A 26,314-nucleotide genomic window follows, 5' to 3' on the forward strand; every position below is an offset into this window, starting at 1 on the left:
TTTACCTTCCAGAGCTGATTCGATTGTGTGGCGAATAACGCAACGCCACCACAAAAACGCAACGGAACGCAACGGCTAAGTAGCCGGTCATGCAACACGATCATTACTGCACTAGCCCGGTGTATCGCCAAGAACATCCACGACCGCATGCTGCTGGTGCTGGATGATGCCAGCCTCGAGGCGTGGCTGAATCCTGACCTGGTGGAGCGCGACGCCTTTCGTGCCGCCGTGCATCACCTGAAGGCTGAGGACTTGACGGCGTCGACACGTGTCAATCGCTCGGATCAGGAGGGGGCCAGCCTGTTGGAGCCTTTGGCGACGTAGCGCAGCCGTTGTTCCATGCAGCGCCCGCAGGCTCGGCAGGTGACGCGGTAGCGCCCAATCGGCAGCATCGTCGCCTCGAAGTGTTGCCATCTCCTGCCGCCGCGCCCGCGGATTTCAGTCTGCCCACAGGGGCAGCTCATGATCCAGGTGCCATCGGGGGCAGGGATCATATCGATCTCATGCACGATTGCTCTCCCACCGTTTCAGAAAACCGTAGCCTGGCTGACACATTCTCGCCGTAGGCCATCACCGACAGCAGCTGTGCGCCCTCGGAGACCCTGAGCCTCGCGATGTGAGACATCGCTTACACCGCAACGCTGAGATGTCGTCTGGTTCCCAAGCATGTGGTGGATCACAGTGAGGCCTTGGTGAGCCTCATTCAGCGTGTCGACGCACCTTCTTCAGGATGAGCGCCATGGATGGCATCGCCCAGGGATGGGCCCCACATCACACTTCGCCTCGGTTTCGGCCGGGGCGACATCGTTCCAGGCCTTGCAGACGGCTGGGAGCCTCTGGATACTGTTTATATATACAGTTAAAAAGAGGTTCGCCCATGTCGTCCATCCACCAGACCACCGCGGCGGTAATCGGTCCCGCCCAGGCCTTTACTCTCCAGCATCACCAGCCCTTGCTGGGCTGCCGCGTCAGGGCAGGCTTCCCCAGCCCCGCCGACGATCATCTCGACACCGATATCGACCTGCATGCTCACGTGGTGAAGCGACCTGCAGCGACCTTCTTCGTGCGGGCCGAGGGCGACTCCATGCTGGGTGATGGGATACACCACGGCGACCTGATGGTGGTGGATCGCAGCCTGGAGGCATTACCGGACAGGGCTATCGTCATCGCCGTGGATGGCGAGCTGACCGTCAAGCGCCTGGAACGGGTCGGACAGCGCACCTACCTGACCGCCAGCAACCCACGTTTCCGGCCGATCCCGCTGGACGGCCGCGAGGCCCATGTGTGGGGCGTGGTAACCCATGTCGTCCATGCGCTGCCGGGTGCGTCGGCATGATCGCGCTGGTCGACTGCAACAACTTCTACGTCAGCTGCGAGCGGGTCTTCGATCCTCGATTGGAGGGGCGGTCTGTGGGTGTGCTCTCCAACAACGACGGCTGTGTGGTCGCCCGCAGCAACGAGCTCAAGGCCCTGGGTGTGGAGATGGGCGCCGCCATGCACCTGCTACCGTCCGAGATTCGTCGCCAGGTCATACTGCTCTCCAGCAACTACGCGCTCTACGGCGACATGAGCCAGCGGGTGACCCGCACGCTCGGTGAGTTCTCGCCTCATGTAGAGGTCTACTCTATCGACGAGAGCTTCGTCGGCTTCCAGGGCTTCGATCCTGCCACCCTGGAGGCGCGCGGTGATCGGCTGCGTCATACCGTCCGTCAGTGGACAGGCATCCCGGTATCGGTGGGCTTCGCCCCGACCCGGGTGCTCGCCAAGGTGGCCAACCGGGCGGCCAAGAAGATCCCGGCCTACGAGGGTGTGTGCAAGCTCGAGGCTGACTGCCCCGCCACCCGTGCGCTCCTCCGGCAGCTGCCTGTGACCGAGCTGTGGGGAGTGGCGAGGCGTACCGGCGAACGCCTGGCACTCATGAATATCAACTCTGCCTGGGAGCTTCGTGAGGCAGACCCCAAGCGCATTCGAAAGGCCTTCTCGGTGGTGATGGAGCGGATCGTCTGGGAACTGCGTGGCCACACCGCCATCGAGCTGGACGACATGACCGCGCCGAAGAAGCAGATCATGGTGTCGCGAAGCTTCGGGCGAATGACCAGCAATCCCGACGACCTGCGCGAGGCTATTAGACAGCACGCCGCCAGGGCAGGGGAGAAGCTGCGCCGCCAGGGCAGCGTCACCAGCGCGGTGATGGTGTTCGTCAATACCAACCGCTTTCAGCTCGACCAGCCCCAGTATCGCAACAGCGTCGTGGTGCCGCTGATCCGTCCCACCGACGACTCCCGCGACATCGTCCAGGCCGCCACCCACGGACTGCAGGCGATCTTCTTGGAGGGCTACCGATACCAGAAGGTCGGCGTGATGCTGCTCGACCTCAGCGCCGACGCCAACCGCCAGCTCTCCCTGGCCGACACCCCGCTGAGCGAAGTCGACCGGCAGCGCAGTCAGCGGCTCATGGCTACCGTCGACAAGCTTAACCGCGAGCTGGGACGAGACACCGTCAGGCTGGGTTTACCGAGACAGGGCAATGCCTGGGCGCTACGCTGTGAGCGGCGGACGCCGAGGTACACGACGCGGTGGGAGGAACTGGTGAGGGTGAGGGGATGAGGGGCTGAATGCCAGCAATCGACCCAAAGCTGACATGCGGGAAAAGCTGCAGGCACGTTCATTGGGGATATGCAGCATGCACGATATTTTGTGTAGCGGGGGAATCGTCGATAACGGAGATTGAATTTTGATTCGCGATGAGTATTCAATTGAAACAAGGGCTGCGGAGATTTTCGATCACCGTACGAAAGAGTACTTTCGTGAAGTGGTCAGTTCCTATCAGCAAGGAAATTGGCGCTCAGCAACTGTCATGCTTTGGTCAGTAGCTGTTTGCGACATCATATACAAGCTTCAGTATCTCCGGGATATATCAGGGGACGAAATTGGGAAGGAAATACTAGATGAAATAGAGCGACTTCAAGAAGCTAATGCCAGATCGTCCGAATGGGAAGGGCGTTTAATTGATGAGATTGAGGAGCGCACGCGACTTCTCGATTTGGCAGACTTGGACCATCTTAAGTACTTGCAGAGACAACGCCATTTGGCAGCGCACCCCGTCCTTTCTGGGAATTCAGAGCTGCATCAACCGAACAAGGACTCAGTCCGTGCGCTAATTCGCAATACCTTAGATGGATTGCTCACTAAACCTCCAATATACACAAATCGAGTCTTTAATGCCCTTGTTGAAGACCTTGCAGAATCTAAAAGCGTACTTGTAACTGACGAAAAGCTCAGATCATATATTGAGAGCAAATACTTATCCAGAGCGGATCTGAAGTTGGAAATAGGCCTTATCCGATCGCTATGGAAGCTCGTATTTCGATTGCAGAATGATGATTGTGACGCACATAGGGAAATAAACTATCGTGCTATCAAGCTCTTAGTGGGCCGCAACCCATCAGACGTGCGTGACGCGGTGGCAAGTGAGTCAGATTACTATAGCCACATCGCTCAAGAGGGGGAGCCGGCGAGGCTTTTAATTCGGCTGTTATCCCAGCATCCATCGCTCTATGACTGCCTAAATGATGCGGCAAAGGTCATAGTTGAGCATGTTGCGGAAATAGATGCCGACGCAAGAATATTTGCGTGGTTCCTAAACGGATCCCTACAAGACCATTCGGAAAAACTCATAGAGTGGATCGGGTCTGACGAGCATCCGGGACTGTCAAACGAGGTTGTTGTATCCCTCCAGAATATAAGCGATTCGGCGGAATGGAAAAAGCAAGTCTATGCTATCTTTAACTCGTACTATGGGGGTAGTTGGTCGTACGATGAGGCAGATGAAAGGTTCAGTGTGGCGATTTCTCCGTTCCTATCGAAATATGACGCGAAGGATATAGAGGACCTTTTATCCATGATTGATGGAAATAGCCAAACCTATGATAGGCGGGGTGCGCGTCGGGACCATGGATTCGTGAGGGACCGCTGCAATGAGCTTGGGGTGAACTTCGATGTGTACCGAAATTTCTCACGCTCCGTCGCTCGCTAACAATGCCATACAACTGACGCTCGTCCCTCGCGCGGCTGATTTCAAGCGTTATGCCCCTCTGGCTACAAAGGAGTAGTTATAAATGCAGTTTATTCACACTGACCTTGGACAAAGGAAAAGAGGGGATATAGTAGAGGTGACCCTTACCAGTGGCGCTAATGTCCGGCTGATGGATGGCAGCAACTTTAATAGCTACAAGAGAGGGCGTCGCCATAGTTATACAGGAGGATTGGCTAAAAAGACCCCAGTAAGGCTGCAGATTCCATCAACAGGACATTGGCATGTTGCCGTTGATATGCAGGGGCTAAGAGGTAGCACTAAAGCGTCGGTTCGTGTTTTGCCTGGAGTGTTACCGGAAATACAAGAACGGCCATTAAGCGAGGTCCCAGGCCTCGTTAGAGACAATGTTCCCCCGCCCACCGAGACAAGTGGTGAAACGCATGATGTTTTCATTTCTCATGCATCAGAAGACAAAGATGACTTTGTCCGTCCCTTAGCGAACGCTTTAGTGGCCGAAGGTTTAAACGTATGGTTTGACGAAATGACACTTCGAATCGGTGACAGTCTTAGGCAAAAAATTGACAAGGGATTAGCAAATAGTCGCGTCGGCCTAGTGGTCTTATCCCCTGAATTTATTAACAAGGGTTGGACGAATTACGAGCTGGATGGGATTGTCACGCGCACAGTGTCAAGTGAACAGATACTTCTCCCGATATGGCACAACATAACTAAGCAGCAGGTTGTGGACTTCAGTCCATCATTGGCTGATAAAGTGGCCCGAAGTACTGCTACCCACACGATAGAAGAGATTGCTTATGAAATAGCAGAGCTAATCAGATCAAAGGCATGACCAGTGCAGTCAAGGGGCGCGCCTGACGTCGCGCCACTGCTGCAAACGTTATCCTGAATCCGTGAAGTCGGCGCTGACACTTTCCCTATCACTGCCAGTCGGCATTTTTTGACCATCCACCCCGCCACGATCGACCACCGCGAGCCTGTCATAACCGAAAATTGCCGTCTTGGCCGGCGCTGACGGCCCCTTTTGTTATGCATTTCTACCCGTCGGGCACGATAGACTTGGCGATCGCGTGTCGCTTGGAAGTGCCTGTGGATAGCGTGCCTTCGGCCGGTGGTCAACATGGCGAACCTCGCGGGTACCGCAGGCGAGCCCGCAGGGTGGTCAGCACCGTCATGCGCCCGATGTCCTGCCCGAAGTCGAGGATGATCTGGCGGGCCTTGTGGCTCACCACGGCGGCACGATGGACCAGTTCCTGCAGCACGGTGCGCAGCCGGCGCCGCTTGGCCGGGTGGCGCACCGGGCTCAGCTCACCGGTCATGCCCAGCTGCCCCATCAGGCGCAAGATGTTGTAGGCCAGCTGGGCGAGATGCAGGATCAGATCGTTGGTGGCGAACTTGCCCGAGGGCAGCCGCTCCAGGTCGAGATCGGTCTTGATCTCGCTGTGGAACTGCTCGTGGGTGGCATGCGCCTGGTAGCGCTTGATCACCGCCTCCGGCGCCTCGTCCAGGCTGGTCCACCAGCCCTCCAGCTCATAGTCGGGTTCGAGCAGCAGTTGGCCATCGTGATCGGCGGTGCGCTCCACCAGACGCATCACGCGCTTGACCACGTATTCGACCTTGGCCTCGTCGCGGATCGAGACGGTCTGGGTCCACAGCGCTTGGCGCTTGCCAGGGCGCAGTTCTTCCCAATAATCCGCCGCCACTGCAAGCCAGGTGTCCCGATCGGCCTTGGCCGAGTCGCGTGGGTTCCATTTGACGAGATAGTCCAGCTGGCGGCCCGCCTCGGCAAAGGCCTGCCGCTGCCGTTCAAGCAGTGCCACGTGGGCCTGGCTGTCGAAACCGCTGTCCTCGCGCAGCAGGATCGGTTGCTCGGTCAGGCCCTGGGCACGGGGCAGCACCCGCGCCAGGAAGGCGTTGCTCTCCTTCATGGTGTGCTGCTTACCAGGACGCAGCTCCAGACCCAGACACCAGCCTTCGTTGCCCAGATAGGCGGCGATCGGGGTGTAGCCGTCAACTTTCTGGTAGGTCCGCGAGACGCCTTCTTTCTTGGAGTTGCTGTTGTCCATGACGAAGGTGTCGATGTCCAGGCACACATACCCCTCGTGGGCAGTGATGGGCGCCTCGACCAGCGACAGCAGGGTGGTGGACAGGGCCGGAAGCTGAGCCTGTAGACCACAGACGGCGGGTTTCTCCATGCGCTGACGTAGCGTCGCGGCGCTCGGCACCTTGTGAATATCCAGCAATTGCCGGAAGGGTTTATCACGGCGGAAATTCTCGATGGCGTCAAAGTCGCTCATGCCCAGGCAAAGCAGGCCCAAGTAGCTCTTGAGCACGTCGCTATTGGGTATGCCCAGGGTGGTGGGCAGGTGCGCATCGAGGCTATCGACGCCGGCGATCTCGAGGCACTGGCCGATGATCGACAGCCCGGCATGGCTGGTGAGAGTGCGGCGACTGGCGCGAAACGTGACGTTGGGCATGGGACGGTCCGGGTGAACGGCGATATCGGCTATATTGCCATGCACATCAGCGAGTTAGAAGCGTTTTAGGGTGCCGGTCTCACGGATTCAGGGTTATATCAGCTTTGACCGATCGTCCGCTCCTGGCCGAAATTGTCTATTCAGTTGAAAGCTCTCTTTTTCAGATACGATGATCCCAGCGCAGCCTAGCCGCGCTGGGATCATCCTTCCTCCTTTTCAGGCTTCAGTCCTGACCAGCCACTCTTCTACGGTCTCAGCGCCGTGCTCATCCTTCCACGCCTTCAGGGTCTTCTGGTTGCCGCCGCGGGTCTCGACCACTTCGCCGGTGTTGGGATTCTTGTAGATCTTCAGCTTGCGCTTTGCGCGGCCCGCGCCCTTGGCCGTGCTGGAGCCCTGGCCAGCCTTCTGCGTGGGGTCCAGCAGCTTGATGACATCGGCGGCTGATTTGTCGAACTCACGCATCAGTGTCTCTAGGTGGTTCTTGAAATCCAGCTCGGTCTTGAGCCGCTCGTCGTTCTTCAGTCTGTCCAGCTCATCCTGAAGCTGCTCGATCTGTTGTTCTTTCTGCAAGTAGGTATTGAGAATTGACATGGTTGGCTTTGCCTCTGATGAATATCGAAGACAATTATGAGGGTGGAGCATAAGTGATTCAATAAGTAGCCGGATATTTTTCAGGCAGCCTGACCGATAGCGACTTGATCAAGTCTTCCTGTTTACTGCATATCTTGATGTCAATGCCATGCCGTACCATCAGAAACGAAGTAGGGTGATGTCGGTGGCAGTTGCTATCCGCTACCACACGACTCGTTGTCCTCATCAGAGCGTCGCTGGTCCGCTTTGACCTTATCGCGTCGCGGCTTCTCCCCGAGCAACTGAACGTTCTGGTGGCGCAAGCGTGCAATGCGTAAACGCCCAACTCCTTTGGCATCGTTCTCGGTCTCGGGTGCATTTATGTCGTCGTTACCCATGAGGTTTTTTCTATTTTCGGGTTGCATCGCGCTGATTGTCCCTCAGTGCGAGACGGAGCTGCCTGGCGATGGCGTACCAGTTGTTGATGGCGTCATCCGGTGACCTGCCTGAGACGGCGAGCCGGATGACGGGCTCGTCGAATACCGGCGGGGTGCAGAAGCCGACTCGGCGGTTGACCTGCTGATAGATTCGGCACAGGCATTGCTTATCCTCACGCGACTTGCGCTTAGGGTGTGTCTTCCCTCGCCGCTGGAGCGGCCAGTCGACCTCATAGGGCTCCATCGGCAGTACGTTCTCGGCGAACAACTCATAGATCAGCAAGATGCCATGCCAGCGCCCCTCGACCAGGGTGGCGATGATCTCTTGCGCATCGTGGCGCTCCCAGAAGAGGAACATCCCGCGGTCCACCCCGTGGCCCTCGGACAGTCCGAAGTGGTTATGGAACCGGGCGGGCAGCGGGTGCCAACGTTCTGGCGCGCCAGGCAATAGCTCCCGCACGATGGGGATCGAGAAATCGAGCCGCTCCAGGGTGGCCCGGATGTCGTCATTCGTCACCCACCACTGCTGCCGGGACTTGAGGAACAGCTCGATGAGTCCATCGGTAATGGCCTGCAGGTTCTTGCAGGGCGGGTCGGACATCCAGGCGACCAGGTCAGCAGGATCCAGCACCTCCATCGGGGCTTCCGCATCCACGGCCAGCAGCGTCCATACGCCGAAGTCGGGGGATCGGCCCAGGAAAAAGTCATAATCCATGCACAGCTCCTGTATCGCCGGATCTTTGCCCATCGCCAAGCTGGGGCGAACGTTTTCGACACTGTCGGTCAGAACCATGCACTCGTAGCGGTCATCCTCGGTGCGGATAATATCGGCGCTCAGCATCGTCACCTCCCTGGGTCATGACCCGCACGCCACCCAGAGCGGCGGGCCGCTCCGTCAGTAGCGCTTGTCCCACCACGCGGCCATCTCGTCGGATAGCCCCTGCGAGCTGCGAGATTCCATCAGGAACCGGCTCAGGCGCTGCTGATCCGGCGGTGGTCGACGGGTCACGCCTGCCGCTTCCTTCAGCTCGCGGAGCCGCGGCGTCTGCTCCCAGGGCAGGGCGATGTCCTCGCGGCCAACGTGACCGAAGGCAGCGGTGTCGTAGTAGCGCAGTGTCTGGAGCGAGAGGTCATTGAGGATCCCGGTCACCGAGAGGTCGAAGGTCTCGCGCACGGCACGCTCCAGGATCTCGTCGGGCACCTTGCCGGTGCCGTGGCTATCCACCAGCAGCGAGACGGGATCGGGTCGCCCGATGACATAGGCCAGTTGGATCGTGACGCGCCGAGCCAGTCCCGCGGCCACCAGATGCTTGGCGACCCAGCGCGCGGCATAGGCGCCGGAGCGATCCACCTTGGTGGGGTCCTTGCCGGAGAAGGCGCCCCCGCCATGCGGACAGCGCCCGCCATAGGTGTCAACGATGATCTTGCGCCCGGTCAGGCCGGCATCGGCCTGCGGACCGCCGATCTCGAAACGACCGGCGGGGTTGATCAGATAGCGGATCGTCACGCTGCGCAGCCCCTCGGGAATCACCGGTTCGATCAGCTCGCGGATCACCGCCTGTTCGATGGTCTCACTGGACACGGACTCGTCGTGTTGGGTCGAGAGCACCACGGTTTCCACCGCGACCGGCTCATCGCCCCGGTAGCGCACTGTCACCTGGGCCTTGGCGTCCGGGCGCAGCCAGGGCAGGGCACGGCTCTTGCGCAGCTGGCGATGCCTCAGCATCAGCTGGTGGGCGAGATGGATCGGCAGGGGCATCAGGGTCTCGGTCTCGTCGCAGGCATAACCGACCATCAGCCCTTGGTCGCCGGCCCCGACCTCGCCACCGTCCCGTGCGACGCCACCAGCGATCTGAGCCGACTGGCGATTGACCAGCACTTGGATCTCGCACCCCTCGGGGTCGATGCCGGGGAAGGCCGCGCTGTAGCCGGTATCGCGCAGAACGCGGCGAGTGAGGCTCGGAATCTCCTCCAAGACCTGCGCGTGGCGCTGACTCGACGACATGCCCAGCTCGCCGGCCACCACCACTTGGTGGGGCGTCACCAGAGTCTCGCAGGCGACCCGGGCCTCTGGTTCGATCTCCCGGCAGCGGTCCAGGATGGCATCCGAGATGCGGTCGGCCAGCTTGTCCGGGTGTCCCTCTGAAACCGACTCTGAGGTAAAGAGGTAAGTGCGGCTCATGAGCGGGCCTCCTTGCGCTGCTTGGCCAGCGCTTCCAGTTCGGCGGTCTCGCCCTTCACCCGGCAGTACCCGCAGCCGAACTGATCCGAGCTGCTACTGATCATCAGTCGGTGGCGCTTTCCAGGGCAGTCGGCGTACCAGGCGGAAGGCGACTTGCCGGCTGGTTCGGGCCGCAGACCCAGCTGGCGGGCCAGCACCAGGATCGGCGCCTGGGACTGCGCCTCCGCCTCCTCCAGATTGCGCTCAATCTCGGCCTCCAGCTCCCCGACGATGCGGCAATGAGCGGCTTCTGTGATCAGCGGGCCCTCGAGGAAACCATCGGGCCAGACATGGCCTTGGCGGGCGGCGGTCAGCGCGCGAAACAGGAGCTCTGCCCCCGTGGCGCGGGACCCCTGGCTGCCGGCCCAAGCCACGCGACCCTGTTGGTAGGCCTTGGCCAGCTGCTCCTCCCGCGGCTTGCCGGGGGCGCCATGAGTCAGTCCCGCTGCCCACAGCTCATCCTGGTCGGCGTACCGGCGGAAGAACAGCGCCTCGGGGATCACGTCAACGACGCCCAGATGGATCTCCTGCAGGCAGGCAATCTCGGCATCGTCGGGCACGCTGACGCGGTTCTCGGGCTGCTTGAGCCAGACATCCAGCTCGAGGTCGTGGGGTTGCGCATTGATGTGGGTCATGTGAACTCCTTGTTCCCCCCATGGGATCGGTCGGCAAGCGCCGACTCGGGGGAAAGGGGAGTCACGGCGCCGCTTTAGCTGCATTTCTATCCCGCCCGCAAGTTGGTGCTTAAATCGGCGGCAGCCCGGTAGCCGGGCAACAAAAAACCCGCTCAGCAGGTGCTAAAGCGGGCCTCTTGGCATCGCTTTAGCTGCATTTGTAGAGCGCCCGCAAGCTGAGACTCAAATCGGCGCTGATCGGAAGATACTGACGGGGTCTGTGCTGTGTCAACCTATACCCTGGTAGCGTATTGCACTTCGGCACAGCATGATCATGCTGGAAATGCCACCTCGTGCACGTCAGCGCCGCCGCGATACATCGGCACTGTTGCCACAACGTCAGAAGGAGCCCGTTCATGTCGGACCGCGTGATCCTCACCACTTCCTCGCACCTCGAGGGCTACCGTGTCACCGAGCACATCGACATCGTGTCAGCCGAGTGCGTGTTCGGGATGAACATCCTCAAAGACATGTTCGCCGGCTTCCGCGACTTCTTCGGCGGCCGCAACAAGTCCTCCCAAGATGCGCTTCGCGACGCCAGGGTGGCCTGTCTGGACGAGCTGCGGCGAGAGGCGGGAGAGATGGGAGCCAACGCCGTGATCGGCATCGACCTCGACTACAGCGAGATCTCCGGCGGCGGGAAGTCGATGCTGTTTCTGGTGGCCACCGGCACGGCCGTGAAGGTCGCCAAGGTCTGAGCCATTGTTGATGCGCTGGGCAATCCCCACGCCCTCGCGACTGTCGCCATACGCGGGACTGCATACAAAACGCGGGAATTCAGGCGCCCGTGATTCGGGAGACATCCATAATCATCTCGCGAAGCGCCACCGCAGCCGTGGAGAGCGCATGCCGTCGGCGTTGGACGATACCGAGTGGGCGGCTTACGTCGGGTGACATCAGTGGGCGATAGTCGATGCCGTGGGTGGCGATCTGCCGGAAGCTGAGCTTAGGTAGTACGCTAATTCCCACGCCGGCCGCCACCATCCTTCCCACGGTGGCGATCTGGCTGGCATCGCAAATGATATCGAGTGGCTGACCCACTTCGGCCATGATCCTGTCGATATCCTGCCGCGAGCTGGAGAGTCGGTTGATGCCTATGAAAGGGTGGCCGGCCAGCTGGTGCCAGGTGATCTGCGGTCGTTCAAGCAGCGGGTGGCCTAGCGGACAGACCGCCACGTAGCGGTCCTCCAACACCGGCTCGAAGGCGAGGTCATCGGAATCGAAGGGCGGCACCGATAGCCCCAGGTCAGCGCGCCCTTCACGCACCATCATGTTCACCTGCTCGGCCAGCACGTCGTGCAGGGCGAAGTTGATGCGCGGATGTCGGGCGTGAAACGCGGCGATCACGCCCGGCAGCAAGCCGGCGGCGAGGGTGGGCAGCGCGGCGATCGTGACCTTGCCACGCTTCTTCGAGAACAGCTCGTCGAGATCCTCGAAGGCTTCGGTCCAGTCATGCAGCAGGCGGATCGCCACCGGCAGAAAGGCTTCGCCCTCCGGCGTAAGGGTGAGCTGGCGCGTGCTGCGCGAGAACAGTGCGCCGCCCACCGTCTCTTCCAGTTTGCGCAGGGCAATCGAGATGGCCGGTTGGGAGAGGTGGATGCGCTCGCTGGCCTCGGCCAGGCTGCGCGACTGTGCCACCGCGACGAAGGCGCCGAGCTGTCGGATGCTGGGGTTCATTTAGAAAGTAAAACAGATTTTAAAAACAATTCAATGTACAAAATTGAGGGCGGCGACCACCCTGCATTGAGTGGCGCTCTGTCGACGCACTGTCCTGAAGCGCCGCCGTGTGGATCGTGCACCGTCACGAGACGCTGTTTCACACCATGATTCGTTACAACAACAAGCCCGCTACCGGGCCAGGAGCCAACCACCATGAAAACGCTGCTCACCGCCGTGGCCGCCAGTGCCACGCTTCTCGCCGCCGCTTCCGCCACTGCTCAGGAGCGCCTGCTGATCGGCTCGACCTCCAGCTCGTCGAGCCACTATGGCTACTTCGTGGCGGTCAATCAGATCATCAACAGCGAGCTCGAAGGCGTCAGCTCCTCAGTCGCGGAGACCGGGGCCACCGTCGATAACCTGCGCCGGCTCAGCCGCGACCAGATGGACATGGGGTTGGTGACGACCAACACCGGCTATCACGCCTACGCCGGCCAGGGCGATTTCGCGGAACGTCCGGTAGATACGCGCCTGCTATGGGTCTACACCGTGGCACCTCAGAACGTCGTCATGCGTGAGGATGCCGGGATTGAGAGCATGCAGGAGCTGGATGGGGTGCGCCTCAATCCGGGCATCACCGGCTCGGCTACCGAGAGCACCACCGAGGCGGTAATGAAGACGCTGGGGATCACTCCTGACTACGTTCGCGGCTCTACCACCGATGTGGTCGATTCCATCAAGGATGGGCGCATCGCCGGTTACGTGAAGTCCGGCGTGGGTAATCGTCTGGACGGTTCGACCATGGACATCGCCACCTTCACGCCGATTAATGTGCTGTCACTCACTGACGAGCAGGCCGATACCTTGCGCAGCTAGATGCCCGATATCGCGGTCGTGGACATTCCCGAGGGCGCAGCCGACGGCATCCCGGCCTTCACCACCTGGGCCTTCGGCGTGGCCGTTCATGCTCATCCGGACATGGACGAAGAGACCGCCTACCAGATCACCAAGGCGGTGATGGAAAATCTCGAGCCCCAGGCCAATGCCTTCTCCGCGATCAAGGATGCCGACCTTGCGCAGATGACCCTCGATGTCGGTACTGTACCGCTGCATGCCGGCGCCGCACGCTACTTCGAAGAGCAGGGCATGGACATCCCTGATGCCCTGCAGCCTGTCGAATAACGGCCGTCGAAGGAGTTTTCCGTGCGCGAGCATCTGACACGGGGGCTGGCCCTCACGCTGGGTGGGCTGATTCTGTATACCGCCGCCACCGGACCCTTCGATAGCCTGATCCAGCGCAGCATCTTTCTTGCGCTGGTGATCCTGCTGGGGCTGACAGTCTATCCGCTGGGGGTCGGTACGCGTTGGCGTCCACTGGGTGTGGCTTTCGATCTCGCCCTGGCGGTGGGGGCGGTGCTCGCCTGCGGCTACGTGGCGATGAACTCAGAGCGCATCCTGGTGGAGCTACCCTGGGCATCGACTCGCGACATGGTCTTCACCGGGGTGCTGCTGGTGGCGATCCTCGAGCTGTCGCGGCGTGCCATCGGCCTGATCTTTCCGTTTCTGGTGGTCGCCGGCTTGGCCTATGCCTGGTTCGGCGCTGCCATACCTGGCCCGCTGGGGCACCGCGGCTTCGATCTGGCCTACATCACCGAGACCATCTACCTGGGTGATCTCGGGGTGTGGGGCATGCTGGTGGGCGTGGCTGCAACCACCATCGCCGCCTTCGTGCTGTTCGGCAGCCTGCTGCTTCACACCGGTGGCGGTCAGACCTTCATGGACCTGGCGCTGCGCATTAGCGGCCGTTCCCCGGGTGGGGCCGCCAAGGTGGCCACGGTCGCCTCGGGGCTGTTCGGCATGGTCAGCGGCAGCGCGGTGGCCAACGTGGCCACCACCGGCAACTTCACCATTCCCATGATGAAGCGCCTCGACTACCCGCGGCCTTTCGCCGCCGCCGTGGAGGCCGTGGCCTCGACGGGCGGGCAGATCGCGCCGCCGATTCTCGGCGCGGCGGCCTTCATCATGGCCGAGATCCTCGGCGAGAGTTACCTGCGCATCGCGCTGGCGGCGCTACTACCGGCGATCCTGTTCTACCTGGGCGTGTTCCTGACCATCCACTTGGTCGCGCAGCGGCGCAACCTGCGTGTCGTGCCTGCCGATGAGCTGCCCGGCTGGCACGAGGTGCTGCGCCCCGAACGCATCGTGCCGATCCTCGCGGCGCTAGGCGGTCTCTTCTTCGGCGTACTCAACGGCCGCTCGATCCAGCTCTCGGCCTTCTACGGCATCATGATGACGGTGCTCACCTTCGTGCCCTTTGCCCTGCTGGTACGGACGCCGGTACAGGAGATCCTCGGCAAGCTGCTGTCGGGATTGATGGATGCCGGCAGAGGCATGGTGATCATCGGCGTGTTGCTGGCCGGGGCGCAGATTCTGGTGGCAATGATCGGCATGACCGGTATCGGCGTGACGCTCGCCAGCCTGATCGTCAACGTCGGTGGCGAGTCGCTGTTCCTGGTGGCGGGAATCGTGGGTGGCGTGTGCCTGATCCTGGGCATGGGCATTCCCACCACCGCCGCCTATGTGCTTGTGGCCTCGGTGCTGGCGCCGGCGCTGACCACCATCGGCGTGGAGCCGCTGATCGCGCATCTCTTCGTTTTCTATTTCGCCACCCTCTCGGTGATCACCCCGCCGGTGTGCGTGGCGGTATTTGTCGCCTCGGGCATCGCCGGTACCAACTGGTTACCGGCGGCGGGTGAGGCCGTGCGCCTGGCGGCGGCGATCTACGTCATTCCCTTCCTGCTGCTGATCTATCCAGCGCTGGCCGGCTTCAGCGGAGCGTTCGATATCGCGCTGGCGATCTGTCAGGGGGTAGTCTTCGTGATCGCCTTCGCCTCGCTCATGTCGCGGGTGGCGATAACCGGCAATCGAGCACTGGATATCATCGGTCTGATCGTGGTGATCGGCCTGGCACTGACGCCAGGCTGGCTGACGACGGTGGCGGCGCTGCTGGCGATGGCGGGCATGTATGCCGTGCATCGGCGCCGGCCGGTATCCATCGGCAACACCGCGCGAGATGTTCCGGTCAAGGAGACAAACCCATGACCTTCCTGCTGGGCAGCGGTGCCGGCTTCTCCGGCGACCGCACCGACGCAGCAATTCCCGTTGTGGCTGAACTGATCCGCCGCGGCCAGCCCGCCGCGCTGCTCTTCGAGACACTGGGGGAGCGAACCCTGGCTGCCGCCCATCGGGCGCGGCATGATGATCCCGACGCCGGCTTCGAGCCGCTGCTCGACGAATTGCTGGAGCCCGTGCTCGACGACTGCTTGGCCAACGACATCGCCATCCTTGGCAACTTCGGTGCCGCCAACCCGGCAGGAGCCTGCGAACGAGTCAAGGCTCTTGCCGAGCGGGCGGGGCGGGCCGATATTCGCATCGGTCACGTACAGGGCGACGACATCCGCTCGCGACTCTCGCGTATCGATCTGCAGCGCTGGGAGGGGGAGAGCGGCGAGATGCCCGGCGAGGAGGCGCTGATCTCGGCCAACGTCTACCTTGGCGCCGCGCCCCTGGTCGAGGCACTGGCCCAAGGCGCCGAGGTGGTGGTGACCGGTCGGGTGGCCGACCCGTCGCTGTTCCTGGCCCCGCTGATGCACCACTTCGGCTGGGCCTGGGATGACTGGGACCGCCTGGCGGCGGGCACGATGGCAGGGCATCTGGGCGAGTGCGGGTCCCAGGTGAGCGGCGGCTACTTCGCCGACCCGGGGCTCAAGGACGTGCCTGACCTGGCCACGGTGGGTTATCCGATCATCGAGGTGGAGGAAGATGGCAGCCTGGTGGTGACAAAGCCGCCCGGCACCGGGGGCTGCGTGACCGAGCGTACGGTGAAGGAGCAACTGCTCTACGAGGTCCACGATCCGAGCGGCTATCTGACGCCGGATGTGGTCGTGGATCTCTCCGATGCCCGGGTTGTCCAGATCGGCCCCGATCGGGTCGCGGTCAGCGGCATTCGCGGCAGGCCGGCGCCCGAGCGGCTCAAGACCACCGTGTGCTACGCGGGTGGTTGGCAGGGAGAAGCGGAGATCTCTTACGCCGGCCCCAATGCGTTCGGCAGAGCGCGACTGGCGGCCGAGGTGCTGCGCGAAAGGCTCACCTTCCGTGCGCCCCCCGAGTTGCGCTCGCGTCTCGACATCATCGGTCACGCCAGCGTCTTCGACAGCGATACCGGCGATCTTCAGCGTCACACAGTGGGGCAGGAGAACGGCGACTACCGGCTGCGGCTCGCCGTGGGGCACCCAGAGAGACGCTGGGTGGAGCGCGCCACTCAGGAACTGCTGGCACTCTACTGCGCTGGCCCGGCCGGCGGGGGAGGGGTGCGCCGTCAGTTCCAGCGGCGGATCTGTACGGCTTCCTACCTGGTCAAGCGCAGCGACGTCGAGGCCTTCGCCACCTTGTACGATACCTCGCAGAACGACGACAGGAGCTACGGCCATGGCGCCCAATGATGATGTGAACGTCATGTCGCTGCACCGCCTTGCGCACGCCCGCGCCGGCGACAAGGGCGAGCGGCTCAACTTGGCGCTGTTCGCCTATGATCCCCGCCACTACGACACTCTGCTCGCTCAGGTCACCGAAGCGCGTGTTCAGGCGCTGTTTGCCCACCGTGGTGTCAGTCGGGTGCGGCGCTATCCTCTGCCCGGCCTTGCCGGCATGAACCTGGTGCTCGACGATGTGCTTCAGGGCGGGGTCAACGGAGCGTTGAACCTGGACGGCCACGGCAAGACGCTCTCCTTTCTGTTGCTCGGCATGGAGATCGCCATGCCGGCGACACATCGGGAGTGAATGGGACTGGTTCGATAGGCTGGGATTTGGGTGATCTTGCCCAGCATTAGTGGATATCTCTTCATGGCGGGCTGAGACCGTCTTGAACATCACCACGTGGTTTCTCCTCCAGGCCAACCACGGCCCTGAGCGCCCCGGGTGGCACGTCGCTGGTGTGGTGCCAGCCCCCATTCCGCCCCCGGCTGACGCCGGCGGCTGCGACGGTGCCCTCCGTCCCGTGGTTGCGGTACCCTGACGCCATCGCCTCCACCGTCACGAGCCGTGCATGTCCCAATCCACCTATCACCACTACCCCAGCTTCACCCGCCGCTACGTCCGATCGGTACTCAAGTACATGGGGCTACCAAAGAAGCCCAAGGTCGAGGCGGAGCTATTTGGGGAGATCCTGCAGGACCAGGAAGTCGCGCTGTCGATCAACGGCGAGATTTCCATGTTGGAATGGCACCATGGCCGCGAGGGCAGGGTGGTGGTCCCAGAGCCGACGTTGTCCACCTGGCTGCAGACGGTGCAGCTGAGCAAGGTGCAGGGCGACGCGTGGGACTGCAAGTATCGCCGACGGAACGCGCCGGTGCGAAGTCGGTCTCGCCAGTGGCTTCGTCGAGTGTCGGCTGGCCGGAAACGCGCAGCAAGCCATTGATCAGCGCACAGGATTTCCCAGCGGTGGCGGCCTCCAGGCGACCCAGCTTGGCAATCACGCGTTGGTGCGGCCTTCCTCCTCCATCGAGGTAGGACTCGACGAGCTTCACGTAGCGACGAGGGTCGGATGTAGTGACTTTGACGAAAATACCCACCTCTATAGACCGCCTACGTCATTTACAGCAGGGCGCCAAGAAAAAATGTTAGTACAGCAAATTCGATAACGATGCGCTAATTCACTGAATTCTCAAACCAAAGCTCGCTTTCAGACCAAAATCCGGCTCGGAATGTCGAATTCGGAGCGGCGAATAGGTTTCTGTACTATGATTCAACTTTATTGGAGGGAGATTAGTTATGATTAGTTTGGTTATCATCGCTATTATTTTCTTTTTTCCTTTAGCAGGTTATGCTAATGAACCTATAAAGCGTTTTTGCGAGACAGAGATCGGAGGAATCCAAGTTCGTTTTGTTGGTCAGCGTGGAGATCTGATCGAAGTGCATGACACTGTCAATCGAAAGCATTATCGTGCTTACCAGGAGTCTCGTGCCGATATGGACGGCGCAAAGGGGGAGTTGGGCTGCGGTGATGTGTTTTCTGGTGGAAACCTAATTGTTATTCGGACGGGTCGAAAAAATGATTATGTTCAGATTTACGGCGTTTCACGCAACGAGCGTGGAATAGTTTCGCTATATCAGTATCGGTGGAAACCCTTGGATCATACCATCGATGTGACGGTATCATCACTGAGCGTAGCAAGGTTGAGGAATGGCCGAAAACGCAACAGATTTTACACGGTTTGCTGGGATGTTGGGAGCAGATCTTTTATGCACTCAGTTGCCGCCAATCAATTTACTGGTGGGCATCTAAAATGCAATAAATCAATTCCTCGTAATCAAGTTAGGCACTTGGAACTTTCAAATATTTCTCAAGACTTGCCGGCCCCGCCACCTCCGATCCCTGAGCAACCGGCACCCCAGATAACTGGCTACAGGTTGTTTTGCCAAAGTGGGACAGGGACTGGGAACATTGAGTACTGGGGGCGTGGTTTTTCTTGCGATACCGCTTTGAACGACGCTAGAAATGAGATTTCGCGACAGGGTGGTTGCTTACAAATAGGTTCAAACTATTTGGAGATTCGTCGAGAAAAACTAAACACCTCGGTATGCCGTTAATGCCTATGGCTGGTCAATAACGTTAGTATTGGTCTCTGAAATGGGTGCGAAGAAGAAATTCTAGGCTGGCGGCTTGGCACTGGAAGTCTACGCCAAGTGCTTAAGAAACTGCCGCCGGGTCAGAGCACTCTTCAATAGCTTTGCACTTGGAACTTGAGACCGCCATGCCTGTCAGCCTGGCTTATTCGTGCGCCAGGAAAAGCCTGGTCACTTGGAAATCGGCTGTGAGCAGCCGAGGAAATTGTGTTTGGAGTCTTGTGGGTAGCCAATCCCACCCAGTCAAGGTGCAGGGCGACGCCTGGTCGTGGCCCTGAGAGTTCAGCACCCTGTCCTTCCCAACCGGGCAGACGTTCCACGGCCACCCCGTCGACGGGGCCCTGGTCGTTTGGGTGGACTCCACCACGCTACCCGGCCGCTATGAAGCCTTCCTTAGCGCCCACGACAGCTCGCACGGTGTAGACATGGCGGGGCTGGGCGAGCTGTAGCTGATCGTTGCCATCCACAACCAGCTCAATGACAAGCCGAGCCTGAATCCGACCATGCTTCGCGGTGCCTTCAAGCCCTCGCAGATCAGCGACTTCATCAATCGCGAGGCCATCGGGCATGCCGGCCGCCGCGCCTCTGGCCGACGAGGAGGGCATGATACTGCGTGAGGTGGTTCCGCTACCTGCTGTCGCTCGGCATGTATCTCTCACCTATCCTGAGGCACAGTCGAGCGGTATACCGGCGTAGATGAATAACAAGCACCCCGAGGGAAGGAGGGGTGTACCCTTCGCCCAGATCGGCGTCGACCGTGAGGACCGCAAGCTAAAGCTGGCCATGACCGCCCATCACCCGATGTCGCCCTACTGGCGGCAGCTGAGCGATGCACTCTACTACCGCGGCAAGTGGGCCAATCATCGCCCTGGCAGCAGTTATGTGCTGGTCAACGGCTATGAGGTCGGGGTAGGGGAAACTGTTAGGGTGAGGGCAGCAGTTATTCGATGAATCCAGGGAGGATAGGTACAGACATGGAACAGGTTTTGCAGCAGCTATCGCGCACCGATGTGATTCGCACTATCGATGCGAACGGCACGCGCATACCGCCTGGCGAGTGCTTCTCATGCCTTTACCGGGGTCGCCGCTTCGACCCCAAGCAGCTGGTCGCGGAGGCGCTGTTGTACACCAAACAGCACCGCGTTGACCCTGAGGAGCTTGAGCAGGCGCTCTACGAGCCCTTTGTGGAGGCGCTCAAGGAGCGGGAATTTTCGGTGGTCAGCAATTCCCGCCAGCTCGGGGACACCAGTCTGACAGTGATGATCTACGAGGTGAAAAAGCCGCGCCTTGTGCAGGAGAACTTCAAGCGCCTGTTTTCAGCCAATCAGAACCGTTTCTACTGGAACCGTGACAAATTCTCGCGGCTGCGCCAAGGCGCCCCGGTGTTTGTGGTCAATAACAGCGCTTCCCGTGTGTTTTTTGGCTACGTTCAGGACACCCTGATTCGCGCTGAATTCGAAGAGGAGAGCAATGTAAGCCGCTTCACCCATCAGGGCGAGACGTTCGAGGTCAGTGGCGAGTATCGTGAGTTTGTTTGTATCGAGGTCAAGTCGTTACAGTACCCGCCGCCAGGCTGGCAGTGGAAGACCTTTGGTAGTGGTGAGCACTCATACATTTCTGGCCCTGAAGTAGGTGCAGCCGCGGCAAGAAACAACCTTGAGCGCGTTAATTTGCTACTCGAGGTCTTCGCACGAGAGGAAGAGATTACTCTACAGCTGCAGACTTGCTACCAGGCGCTGCGCAGCCACGTGGTGGATGACGACGAGCCCGAGCAGCAGACCGAGCCCCGTGTCTGGTACGTGATGCAGGGTAAGACATTCACACCCGAGCAGGGCCTGGCCTACCTCTGGGCACCGCTGGAGGGGAAGGGCGGGCGCTCTTTCAATCACTGGAAGGCCGTCGGCGACGTTAAACCTGGCGACATCATCGTCCACCACGCCGCAGGTGGGGTTCAAGCCCTCTCACGGGCGAGCTCTATGCCGTTCGTGGCCCAGCAATCAGATGACGTCGATAATGAGTGGCGCGGTGATGGATACCGAGTCGAGCTTGAGGTGCTGGTTCACTTGAACGAGCCGGTGTCTCTGGATGTCATCCGGCAGAAGAAGCTCCAGCTGCAGAAAGCCCTTGCCGGTGTCCGTGGGCCTTACAACCGCGACGGCACAGGAAATCAGGGCTATCTGTTTGAGTTCACTTGGGAGGCGCTGGCCATTTTGTTGAACGGGCACTCTCTGGCGCTGCCCGAAGAGATTCAGCGCTGGTTGCCCGCTCTCGATGAGCTTGAAGACCACATTGAGGCCCAGCTCGCCGACGATATTCTTCCTGAGGAAGACCAGGAGCGTCGCCTGCCGGTCGGGATCACCCAAGCCCCGGCCAAGGAGTGGCTGCCCCGGGTGAAGGCCTACATGGCCAGCCAGGGTTTTCACTACTCACTGGCGGAGGTGGCCAACTTCTACCTTTGCATGCGCACCAAGCCGCTGGCGATGCTGGCGGGGATCTCGGGTACCGGCAAGACCCAGCTGGTGCGAAAGTTCGCCAAGGCCATCGGATATGGCGACCCCGACCACTGCGTCCTGATCGCTGTGCGCCCCGACTGGGCCGACAGCTCGGATCTTATCGGCTATGCCAATATCCAGGGCAAGTTCGAAACAAAGCCGCTACTAGATGTGATGGCACGGGCCATCGAGCACCCTGACGAGCTTTACTTCGTCATCCTGGACGAGATGAACCTGGCCCGGGTCGAGCACTACTTCTCGGAGTTCCTGAGCTTTATCGAGACGCGTGAGCGCGACACCGACGATGTCATCGTTACCGAGCCGCTGATCAGCCGCGCCGACGTGAATGGTGGCCACCCGGTGTATCTGCCGCAGAACCTGATGGTAGTGGGCACGGTGAACATGGACGAGACCACGCACGCCTTCAGTCGCAAGGTGCTCGACCGCGCCAATGCCATCGAGATGAACGACATCGACCTGGCCTGGGTGAATTCGGAAAATAACGTGACGCCGGTTAGCGGGGTCTATGCCGATGCGCTGAAAGCGCCGTTTCTCAACTCCATCGACCTGACCGACAAGCACAAGCGGGAGTTGGCCGCCCCAATGGCCTTCCTGATGCGGGTCAACGCCATCCTCGAACCTGCCGGGTTGCACTTTGCCTACCGTGTGCGCGACGAAGTGGCGTTCTACCTGACCCTACACAGTGAGGAGTCGCTGGAGAGCCTGGAGGGCTTCGGTGCCGACGCAGCCATGGACTTCCAGCTGATGCAGAAGGTGCTGCCGCGCATTCAGGGCAGCTCGCTGAGCATGCTCAAGGTGCTGATACGCCTGCTGGGCCTGCTGGCCGATAAACCGCTCGATGATGAAGCCGAATACAGCAGCATCGAGAAAGAGGTGAGTCCGCAGGGCAGTCGCTACCCCCGAAGTGTCAAGAAGCTGCTGTTCATGCTGCAGCGCTTCCATGACGACGGCTTTACCTCCTACTGGCTATGATCTGATATGACGGCGCTTTGTTTCGATCATCCTGACGGCACCATCTGCCACCTCTCGGTTAGCGAGGTGGCATTGCCGCGGGTGATCGAGGCCCAGCGGCACCAGGCTCAGCGGGCGCGTTTCAAGGAACACGGCCTGCAGCTCAACCGTGAGGAGTCGGAGCTGGTAGGCCCGCTGGATGCACCGCTGTTCTTCGAGTGGCAACAACAGGAGTGGTTGTTCGAGCCAGGGGAGGAGAGTCGCTTCGAGCCGCCCCTGGCGCTCTACGTCAATGGCGCGCCCCAGAATCGGGTCAAGTCTCGGTTGCTGCATGGCCAGGTCCGGCTGATGGGCTCCATTAACCTGGAGAACAGCGTGGGGCTGACCCGCTTCGAGGTGCGTGATGCCAGGGGCAAGGTGCTGTTTGCCCTGGATAGCGAGGTGTTCCCCCAGAAGCTGGACTACAAGGACGACTTCCCGGCCATGTTGGATGAGATCACCGAGATCCTCTATTCATTGGCCTTCGATGCGTTCACCAAGACATTCGCCTCCACGCGGCCGCGTTCCACCTATCACCAGCTCACTTCTGAGTGGCTCAACCTGTTCAAGGCGCTTTACCGCAGCCTGGAGCAGAGCCTGGACACGCTGCTGCGCTCGCCCAAGTCGGAGCTACGCAAGGAGTCCCAGGACAAGCCGATACACCGGGTAAAACGCGCTACACCCCAGGCGATCAAGGCGGCGACCCAGCGCCCCGATCGTTACTGCCGCGGGGGCGGCCTTGAAGTGGCTGCGGGTGTGCGGCTCTCGCATCTGAAGGAACAGCACAAGCGGATCAGCTACGACACCCAGGAGAACCGCTTTGTGGCCTGGGCAATCAAAGACATCCTGCGCCAAATTCAGCGCGCCGTACGCCATCTTTCTGACCAGCTCGGGCTCAACAGCCAGCGAGTCCAACTGGAGGTGGACGCACTGGAACGTAGTAAGTCACATCTGAGGCGTCGCCTGCGAGGCCCGGTGTTGGGCGAGGTGGGGGCCTTTAATCACCAGATGTTTTTCTCTACCGCACTCACCATGGCGCCGGGGTATAAGGAGTTCTACCACCGATTTCTGCTGCTGCGGAAAGGCCTGACCATGGCCGAGCACCCGCTGTTTAAGATGGACTACAAGGACATCGCCACCATCTACGAATACTGGTGCTTCCTGAAGACCGTCAGGCTGTTGCGCGAGAACCCCAAGTACGACCTGGCCAGCAACGACATCGTCAAGCTGGAGCACCATCGCTTCAAGGTGAACCTGAAGAAGGGCAAGCGTTCTGCTGTTAACTTCGTGCAGCGCGGTACCGGTGATGATATCTCGATCTACTTCAACCGCTTGTTCCCGCGTGAGCCCTTTACTTACACCTTCGATCAGCGCCCTGATCAGTTTATCGAGTTCTCCCGTAAAGGCTTCGGCAAGGATGGGGACAAGAAGTCCTTCAAGGTGGTCATGGATGCCAAGTACCGCTTTGACCGCGAGTCGAGTGGTTACCCATTGGCCTCCACGCCTTATGGGCCGCCGCTGGATACCATCGCTCAGCTGCACCGCTATCGAGACGCCATCCTTTGGGAGCAGGGCCAGGATGAGTCGGTCAAGGTCGCCAACAAGAGCATCGGCGGGGTGATCCTGTTCCCCTACCCGGAAGACGAGGAGGACTTCATTCCTCATCCGTTCTACCAGAGCATCCAGAAGGTGAACATCGGTGCCATCCCGCTCCAGCCGGGCAGGTCGAGGAAAAACACCCTGTTCCGACAGTACCTGGACAGCCTCTTCGAGCAGCCGGGGGAGGTGATTACGGAGTCGCTCTATCACTACGACAACCGGGTCTATCAGCAGCGTCGGCAGTCCAGTAAGGATCTCGTGATGGTGGGGCTGATACCCTCTCGGCAGCGAGAGGCACGGCTGCAGTACCACTTCGATCATCAGGTCTACTATACCCAGCGCCCGGCCTCGTCGCGCTACCCGCTGCATGAGGTCAAGGCAGTGGCCCTCTACGACCAATCCAGCCGTTTCATTATCGGCTGGGCCGATGTGGTCGATGTCGAGATGCTGCTAGGTGGTGAGCTCAAGGAAACCGGCACTACCTGGGCACCCAGCAGGCCCGATCAGCCATACTACGTCTATCGGTTGGGGCCCATCCAGCGCGTCAGCATGCGCTCTGGCGGCCAGATGAAAGGCAATCGTACGGGGCGCTATTTCATCACTCGGCTGGGCCTGGAGGTGGCGCTTGAGGAGCAGGAGCCACAGCTGCAGTTCATCAGCAGCTGGGAAAAATTCATCGAATGGAAGACCCTGAAGACACGCTACCCGGTAGTACGTGTTCAGCGGCAACGGTTCATTGATCCACTTACTGGTCAACCAGAGAGTGAACTCGAATTCATCGCAGAAGCATACGCGGAGTAGAAGATAGCCATGCCAGTCAACATGGTCGACGACGAGTTCATGGTCTGCACCGACTGCCTGATGATCATCGCCAACGATGACGCCAGCGGGCTGGACTATTCGCTGGGTGAGGAGGAGGGCGCAGCCCGGGAGCAGGAGATCCGGAAGGCCATCGCCGTGATCCAACGGGAGGAGGGTCAGATCGCCGTCGGGGATGGCGACCGGTACGTCGAATTCTCCTCGCGTCCCTGCGCCTGCTGTGGCATCCGCTTGGCAGGGCCGCGTCACCACTTCGTGATCCTGGGGAGCGACCGGGAGCGCTGAGCTCCCGGCGCCGTCAGGTTACTTGCCAGCCATGCTCTTGGCGGCGTCGTACTCGGCGTCTAGGCCGGACTGGGTGTCCAGCGAGGGGTCGATGCTCTTCAGGCCGACGTGCATCATCGACAGCAGCTGCAGGCCGGAGAAGTCACCGTCGAGGGACTTCAGAGTGTAGCGCTTGTCGGGGTCGTTGATGGAGAGCCCACTCTCGCCGAGCTTGGCGATCTCGAACACTACCTGGGCCAGCTCTTGCTGCTCCATGTTCGCGAAGGTCTCGAAGGCGCCGGTCATGTACATCACCGCGTCCATGCGCAGGCCACCTTCGGCCTTCTCCTTCATGGCGCCCTGGGCCAGCCGGCTGATCGCCTTCTTGGCCTCGATGGCGATGGGGGAGTTCGGCTCCAGGTCGATGATGCGCTTGTAATTCCCGATGGCCTGCTCGTGGTTCTGCGGCCCGATCTCCTCCAGGCTCAGTGCCAGGCCGTACAGCGTGGCGACATCCTGAGGATTGGCCGCCAAGGCCCGCTCGAAGAACGGCTTGGCGTCCTGATGCTTGCCGCGCTTGGCGAGCAGAGCGGCCAGGTTCCGGTTGATCCAGAGGTCGTCGGGGAGCCGCTTGGCGGCGTCACGCAGAACACTCTCGGCCTTGTCCAGCTGGCCGAGCTTGATATAGGAGAAGCCCAGAGCCGCATGCGCATGAGCATAGCTTGGTTCCTCTTTGACGCATGCCTGCAGGGGCGCGATGGACTCGGTGACCCGATCCATCTCAGACAGGCAGACCCCGTAGTTGTAGAGGATTTCGGGATCGTCAGTCATCTCGGCCATGACTTCGAGAGCAGGCAGCGCCTCTTCGAGGTAGCGATGCTCAAGCAGGCCGAGGATGTACTGCTTCGGCTCAACGCCCTCTTGCGGCACCGCGACGCCGAGGACATGCCCATTCTGGATAACGAACGCCCCAGTGTAGCCTTTGGCCGCGTACTGGAGAGTGAGCCTCTGCAGGACGGCATCCTCGAAGCCCGGGTCATCGCGCGGCGGCAGCCCATCAAGATTGATTTCGTCGAGGCTGCGCTTGAAAATCTCGGGGGCTTGCGGCATTGCGTCACCTACGGGCGTTGGATGTCAAAGCGCCAATGGTACCAAGGAATGACGTCTTGTTTGGAGAATGAGGTATTCCCGTATTGGTCAGCAACCGTGACAGAGCCGGGTGGTTCCGGACCGGGATACCCCGAGTGTCAGCTACCTTGTAAGCTTTCGTCGGGCACCGATGGTTAGCCCTGGCGCCCCATCCTGTCTTTTGTCACGCTACCAGACAGGGCCTTTTGAAAATGTTCAGCTTTTGCT

General features: G+C 60.5%; 22 protein-coding genes and 2 pseudogenes. 16 read left to right on the forward strand and 8 right to left on the reverse strand.

Annotated features, from left to right (window positions below; all coding sequences use genetic code 11):
- The first annotated feature begins 27 nt into the window (after positions 1-27).
- The 5 genes from U5L98_RS16480 to U5L98_RS16500 all read left to right on the forward strand — a co-directional run bounded on the left by U5L98_RS16480 (position 28) and on the right by U5L98_RS16500 (position 4,886).
- Entirely contained in the window at positions 28-324 is a 297-nt protein-coding gene (locus tag U5L98_RS16480; RefSeq protein ID WP_322559357.1) for an SOS response-associated peptidase family protein, read from the forward strand.
- Between the two features lie 553 nt (positions 325-877).
- Positions 878-1,336, forward strand: coding sequence for a translesion error-prone DNA polymerase V autoproteolytic subunit (locus U5L98_RS16485; protein WP_322559358.1), 459 nt, complete (start codon positions 878-880; stop codon positions 1,334-1,336).
- Complete coding sequence (locus tag U5L98_RS16490) at positions 1,333-2,607, forward strand: Y-family DNA polymerase (protein WP_322559359.1); 1,275 nt, start codon at positions 1,333-1,335, stop codon at positions 2,605-2,607. The genes U5L98_RS16485 and U5L98_RS16490 overlap by 4 nt, the downstream gene beginning before the upstream one ends.
- A gap of 127 nt (positions 2,608-2,734) precedes the next feature.
- Complete coding sequence (locus U5L98_RS16495) at positions 2,735-4,036, forward strand: hypothetical protein (RefSeq protein WP_322559360.1); 1,302 nt, start codon at positions 2,735-2,737, stop codon at positions 4,034-4,036.
- Positions 4,037-4,118: 82 nt separating this feature from the next.
- Positions 4,119-4,886: a DUF1883 domain-containing protein gene (locus tag U5L98_RS16500; RefSeq protein ID WP_322559361.1), complete on the forward strand. Its 768-nt coding sequence runs from the start codon at positions 4,119-4,121 to the stop codon at positions 4,884-4,886.
- A gap of 283 nt (positions 4,887-5,169) precedes the next feature.
- Here U5L98_RS16500 and U5L98_RS16505 read toward each other — a convergent pair whose 3' ends face one another.
- From U5L98_RS16505 to U5L98_RS16525, 5 genes and pseudogenes are all read right to left on the reverse strand, one after another.
- Entirely contained in the window at positions 5,170-6,531 is a 1,362-nt protein-coding gene (locus tag U5L98_RS16505; protein ID WP_322559362.1) for an IS1380 family transposase, read from the reverse strand.
- 216 nt (positions 6,532-6,747) lie between these two features.
- Positions 6,748-7,122, reverse strand: coding sequence for a histone-like nucleoid-structuring protein, MvaT/MvaU family (locus U5L98_RS16510; protein ID WP_322559363.1), 375 nt, complete (start codon positions 7,120-7,122; stop codon positions 6,748-6,750).
- A 387-nt stretch (positions 7,123-7,509) separates the two neighbouring features.
- Positions 7,510-8,379, reverse strand: a complete 870-nt coding sequence (locus U5L98_RS16515; RefSeq protein WP_322559364.1) for a hypothetical protein — start codon at positions 8,377-8,379, stop codon at positions 7,510-7,512.
- Between the two features lie 165 nt (positions 8,380-8,544).
- Positions 8,545-9,720 (reverse strand): annotated as a pseudogene (gene metK / locus U5L98_RS16520) (methionine adenosyltransferase); the annotation flags it as partial.
- The gene (locus U5L98_RS16525) at positions 9,717-10,394 is read right to left on the reverse strand and encodes a hypothetical protein (protein ID WP_322559366.1); all 678 of its coding nucleotides are present in this window, start codon (positions 10,392-10,394) and stop codon (positions 9,717-9,719) included. The gene U5L98_RS16525 and the pseudogene metK, both read right to left, overlap by 4 nt.
- A 395-nt stretch (positions 10,395-10,789) precedes the next feature.
- Here U5L98_RS16525 and U5L98_RS16530 point away from each other — a divergent pair, with 395 nt between their 5' ends.
- Complete coding sequence (locus U5L98_RS16530; RefSeq protein WP_322559367.1) at positions 10,790-11,131, forward strand: YbjQ family protein; 342 nt, start codon at positions 10,790-10,792, stop codon at positions 11,129-11,131.
- 79 nt (positions 11,132-11,210) lie between these two features.
- Here U5L98_RS16530 and U5L98_RS16535 read toward each other — a convergent pair whose 3' ends face one another.
- Positions 11,211-12,110, reverse strand: coding sequence for a LysR family transcriptional regulator (locus tag U5L98_RS16535; protein ID WP_322559368.1), 900 nt, complete (start codon positions 12,108-12,110; stop codon positions 11,211-11,213).
- Positions 12,111-12,305: 195 nt separating this feature from the next.
- Here U5L98_RS16535 and U5L98_RS16540 point away from each other — a divergent pair.
- The 6 genes and pseudogenes from U5L98_RS16540 to U5L98_RS16565 all read left to right on the forward strand — a co-directional run bounded on the left by U5L98_RS16540 (position 12,306) and on the right by U5L98_RS16565 (position 18,737).
- A pseudogene (locus tag U5L98_RS16540) lies at positions 12,306-13,271 on the forward strand (TAXI family TRAP transporter solute-binding subunit).
- A gap of 21 nt (positions 13,272-13,292) precedes the next feature.
- Positions 13,293-15,191 (forward strand): TRAP transporter fused permease subunit, encoded by a 1,899-nt coding sequence (locus tag U5L98_RS16545; protein ID WP_322559369.1) that lies wholly within the window; start codon positions 13,293-13,295, stop codon positions 15,189-15,191.
- Positions 15,188-16,591: an acyclic terpene utilization AtuA family protein gene (locus U5L98_RS16550; RefSeq protein WP_322559370.1), complete on the forward strand. Its 1,404-nt coding sequence runs from the start codon at positions 15,188-15,190 to the stop codon at positions 16,589-16,591. Before U5L98_RS16545 ends, U5L98_RS16550 begins: the two co-directional genes overlap by 4 nt.
- The gene (locus tag U5L98_RS16555; RefSeq protein WP_322559371.1) at positions 16,578-16,928 is read left to right on the forward strand and encodes a hypothetical protein; all 351 of its coding nucleotides are present in this window, start codon (positions 16,578-16,580) and stop codon (positions 16,926-16,928) included. Before U5L98_RS16550 ends, U5L98_RS16555 begins: the two co-directional genes overlap by 14 nt.
- Before the next feature lie 265 nt (positions 16,929-17,193).
- Entirely contained in the window at positions 17,194-17,565 is a 372-nt protein-coding gene (locus U5L98_RS16560; RefSeq protein ID WP_322559372.1) for a hypothetical protein, read from the forward strand.
- A 353-nt stretch (positions 17,566-17,918) separates the two neighbouring features.
- Positions 17,919-18,737 (forward strand): hypothetical protein, encoded by an 819-nt coding sequence (locus U5L98_RS16565; protein ID WP_322559373.1) that lies wholly within the window; start codon positions 17,919-17,921, stop codon positions 18,735-18,737.
- 404 nt (positions 18,738-19,141) lie between these two features.
- On the opposite strand, the gene U5L98_RS16570 is transcribed toward U5L98_RS16565, so the two are convergent.
- A complete protein-coding gene (locus tag U5L98_RS16570; RefSeq protein WP_322559374.1) occupies positions 19,142-19,342 on the reverse strand; it encodes a hypothetical protein in 201 nt (66 codons plus the stop codon).
- Positions 19,343-19,469: 127 nt separating this feature from the next.
- On the opposite strand from U5L98_RS16570, the gene U5L98_RS16575 reads away from it, so the two are divergent.
- From U5L98_RS16575 to U5L98_RS16590, 4 genes are read left to right on the forward strand one after another with little or no spacing between them, the layout of a single operon-like run.
- On the forward strand, positions 19,470-19,724 hold the full coding sequence (locus tag U5L98_RS16575) for a hypothetical protein (RefSeq protein ID WP_322559375.1): 255 nt from the start codon (positions 19,470-19,472) through the stop codon (positions 19,722-19,724).
- Between the two features lie 23 nt (positions 19,725-19,747).
- Positions 19,748-22,258: an McrB family protein gene (locus U5L98_RS16580; protein WP_322559376.1), complete on the forward strand. Its 2,511-nt coding sequence runs from the start codon at positions 19,748-19,750 to the stop codon at positions 22,256-22,258.
- Positions 22,259-22,264: 6 nt separating this feature from the next.
- Positions 22,265-24,676 (forward strand): DUF2357 domain-containing protein, encoded by a 2,412-nt coding sequence (locus U5L98_RS16585; protein ID WP_322559377.1) that lies wholly within the window; start codon positions 22,265-22,267, stop codon positions 24,674-24,676.
- 9 nt (positions 24,677-24,685) lie between these two features.
- On the forward strand, positions 24,686-24,979 hold the full coding sequence (locus tag U5L98_RS16590; protein ID WP_322559378.1) for a hypothetical protein: 294 nt from the start codon (positions 24,686-24,688) through the stop codon (positions 24,977-24,979).
- 18 nt (positions 24,980-24,997) lie between these two features.
- Here U5L98_RS16590 and U5L98_RS16595 read toward each other — a convergent pair whose 3' ends face one another.
- Positions 24,998-26,068, reverse strand: a complete 1,071-nt coding sequence (locus U5L98_RS16595; protein ID WP_322559379.1) for a tetratricopeptide repeat protein — start codon at positions 26,066-26,068, stop codon at positions 24,998-25,000.
- Positions 26,069-26,314 lie beyond the last annotated feature (246 nt).

The sequence above is a fragment of the Halomonas sp. genome, assembly GCF_034520545.1.
GTDB lineage: Bacteria > Pseudomonadota > Gammaproteobacteria > Pseudomonadales > Halomonadaceae > Halomonas.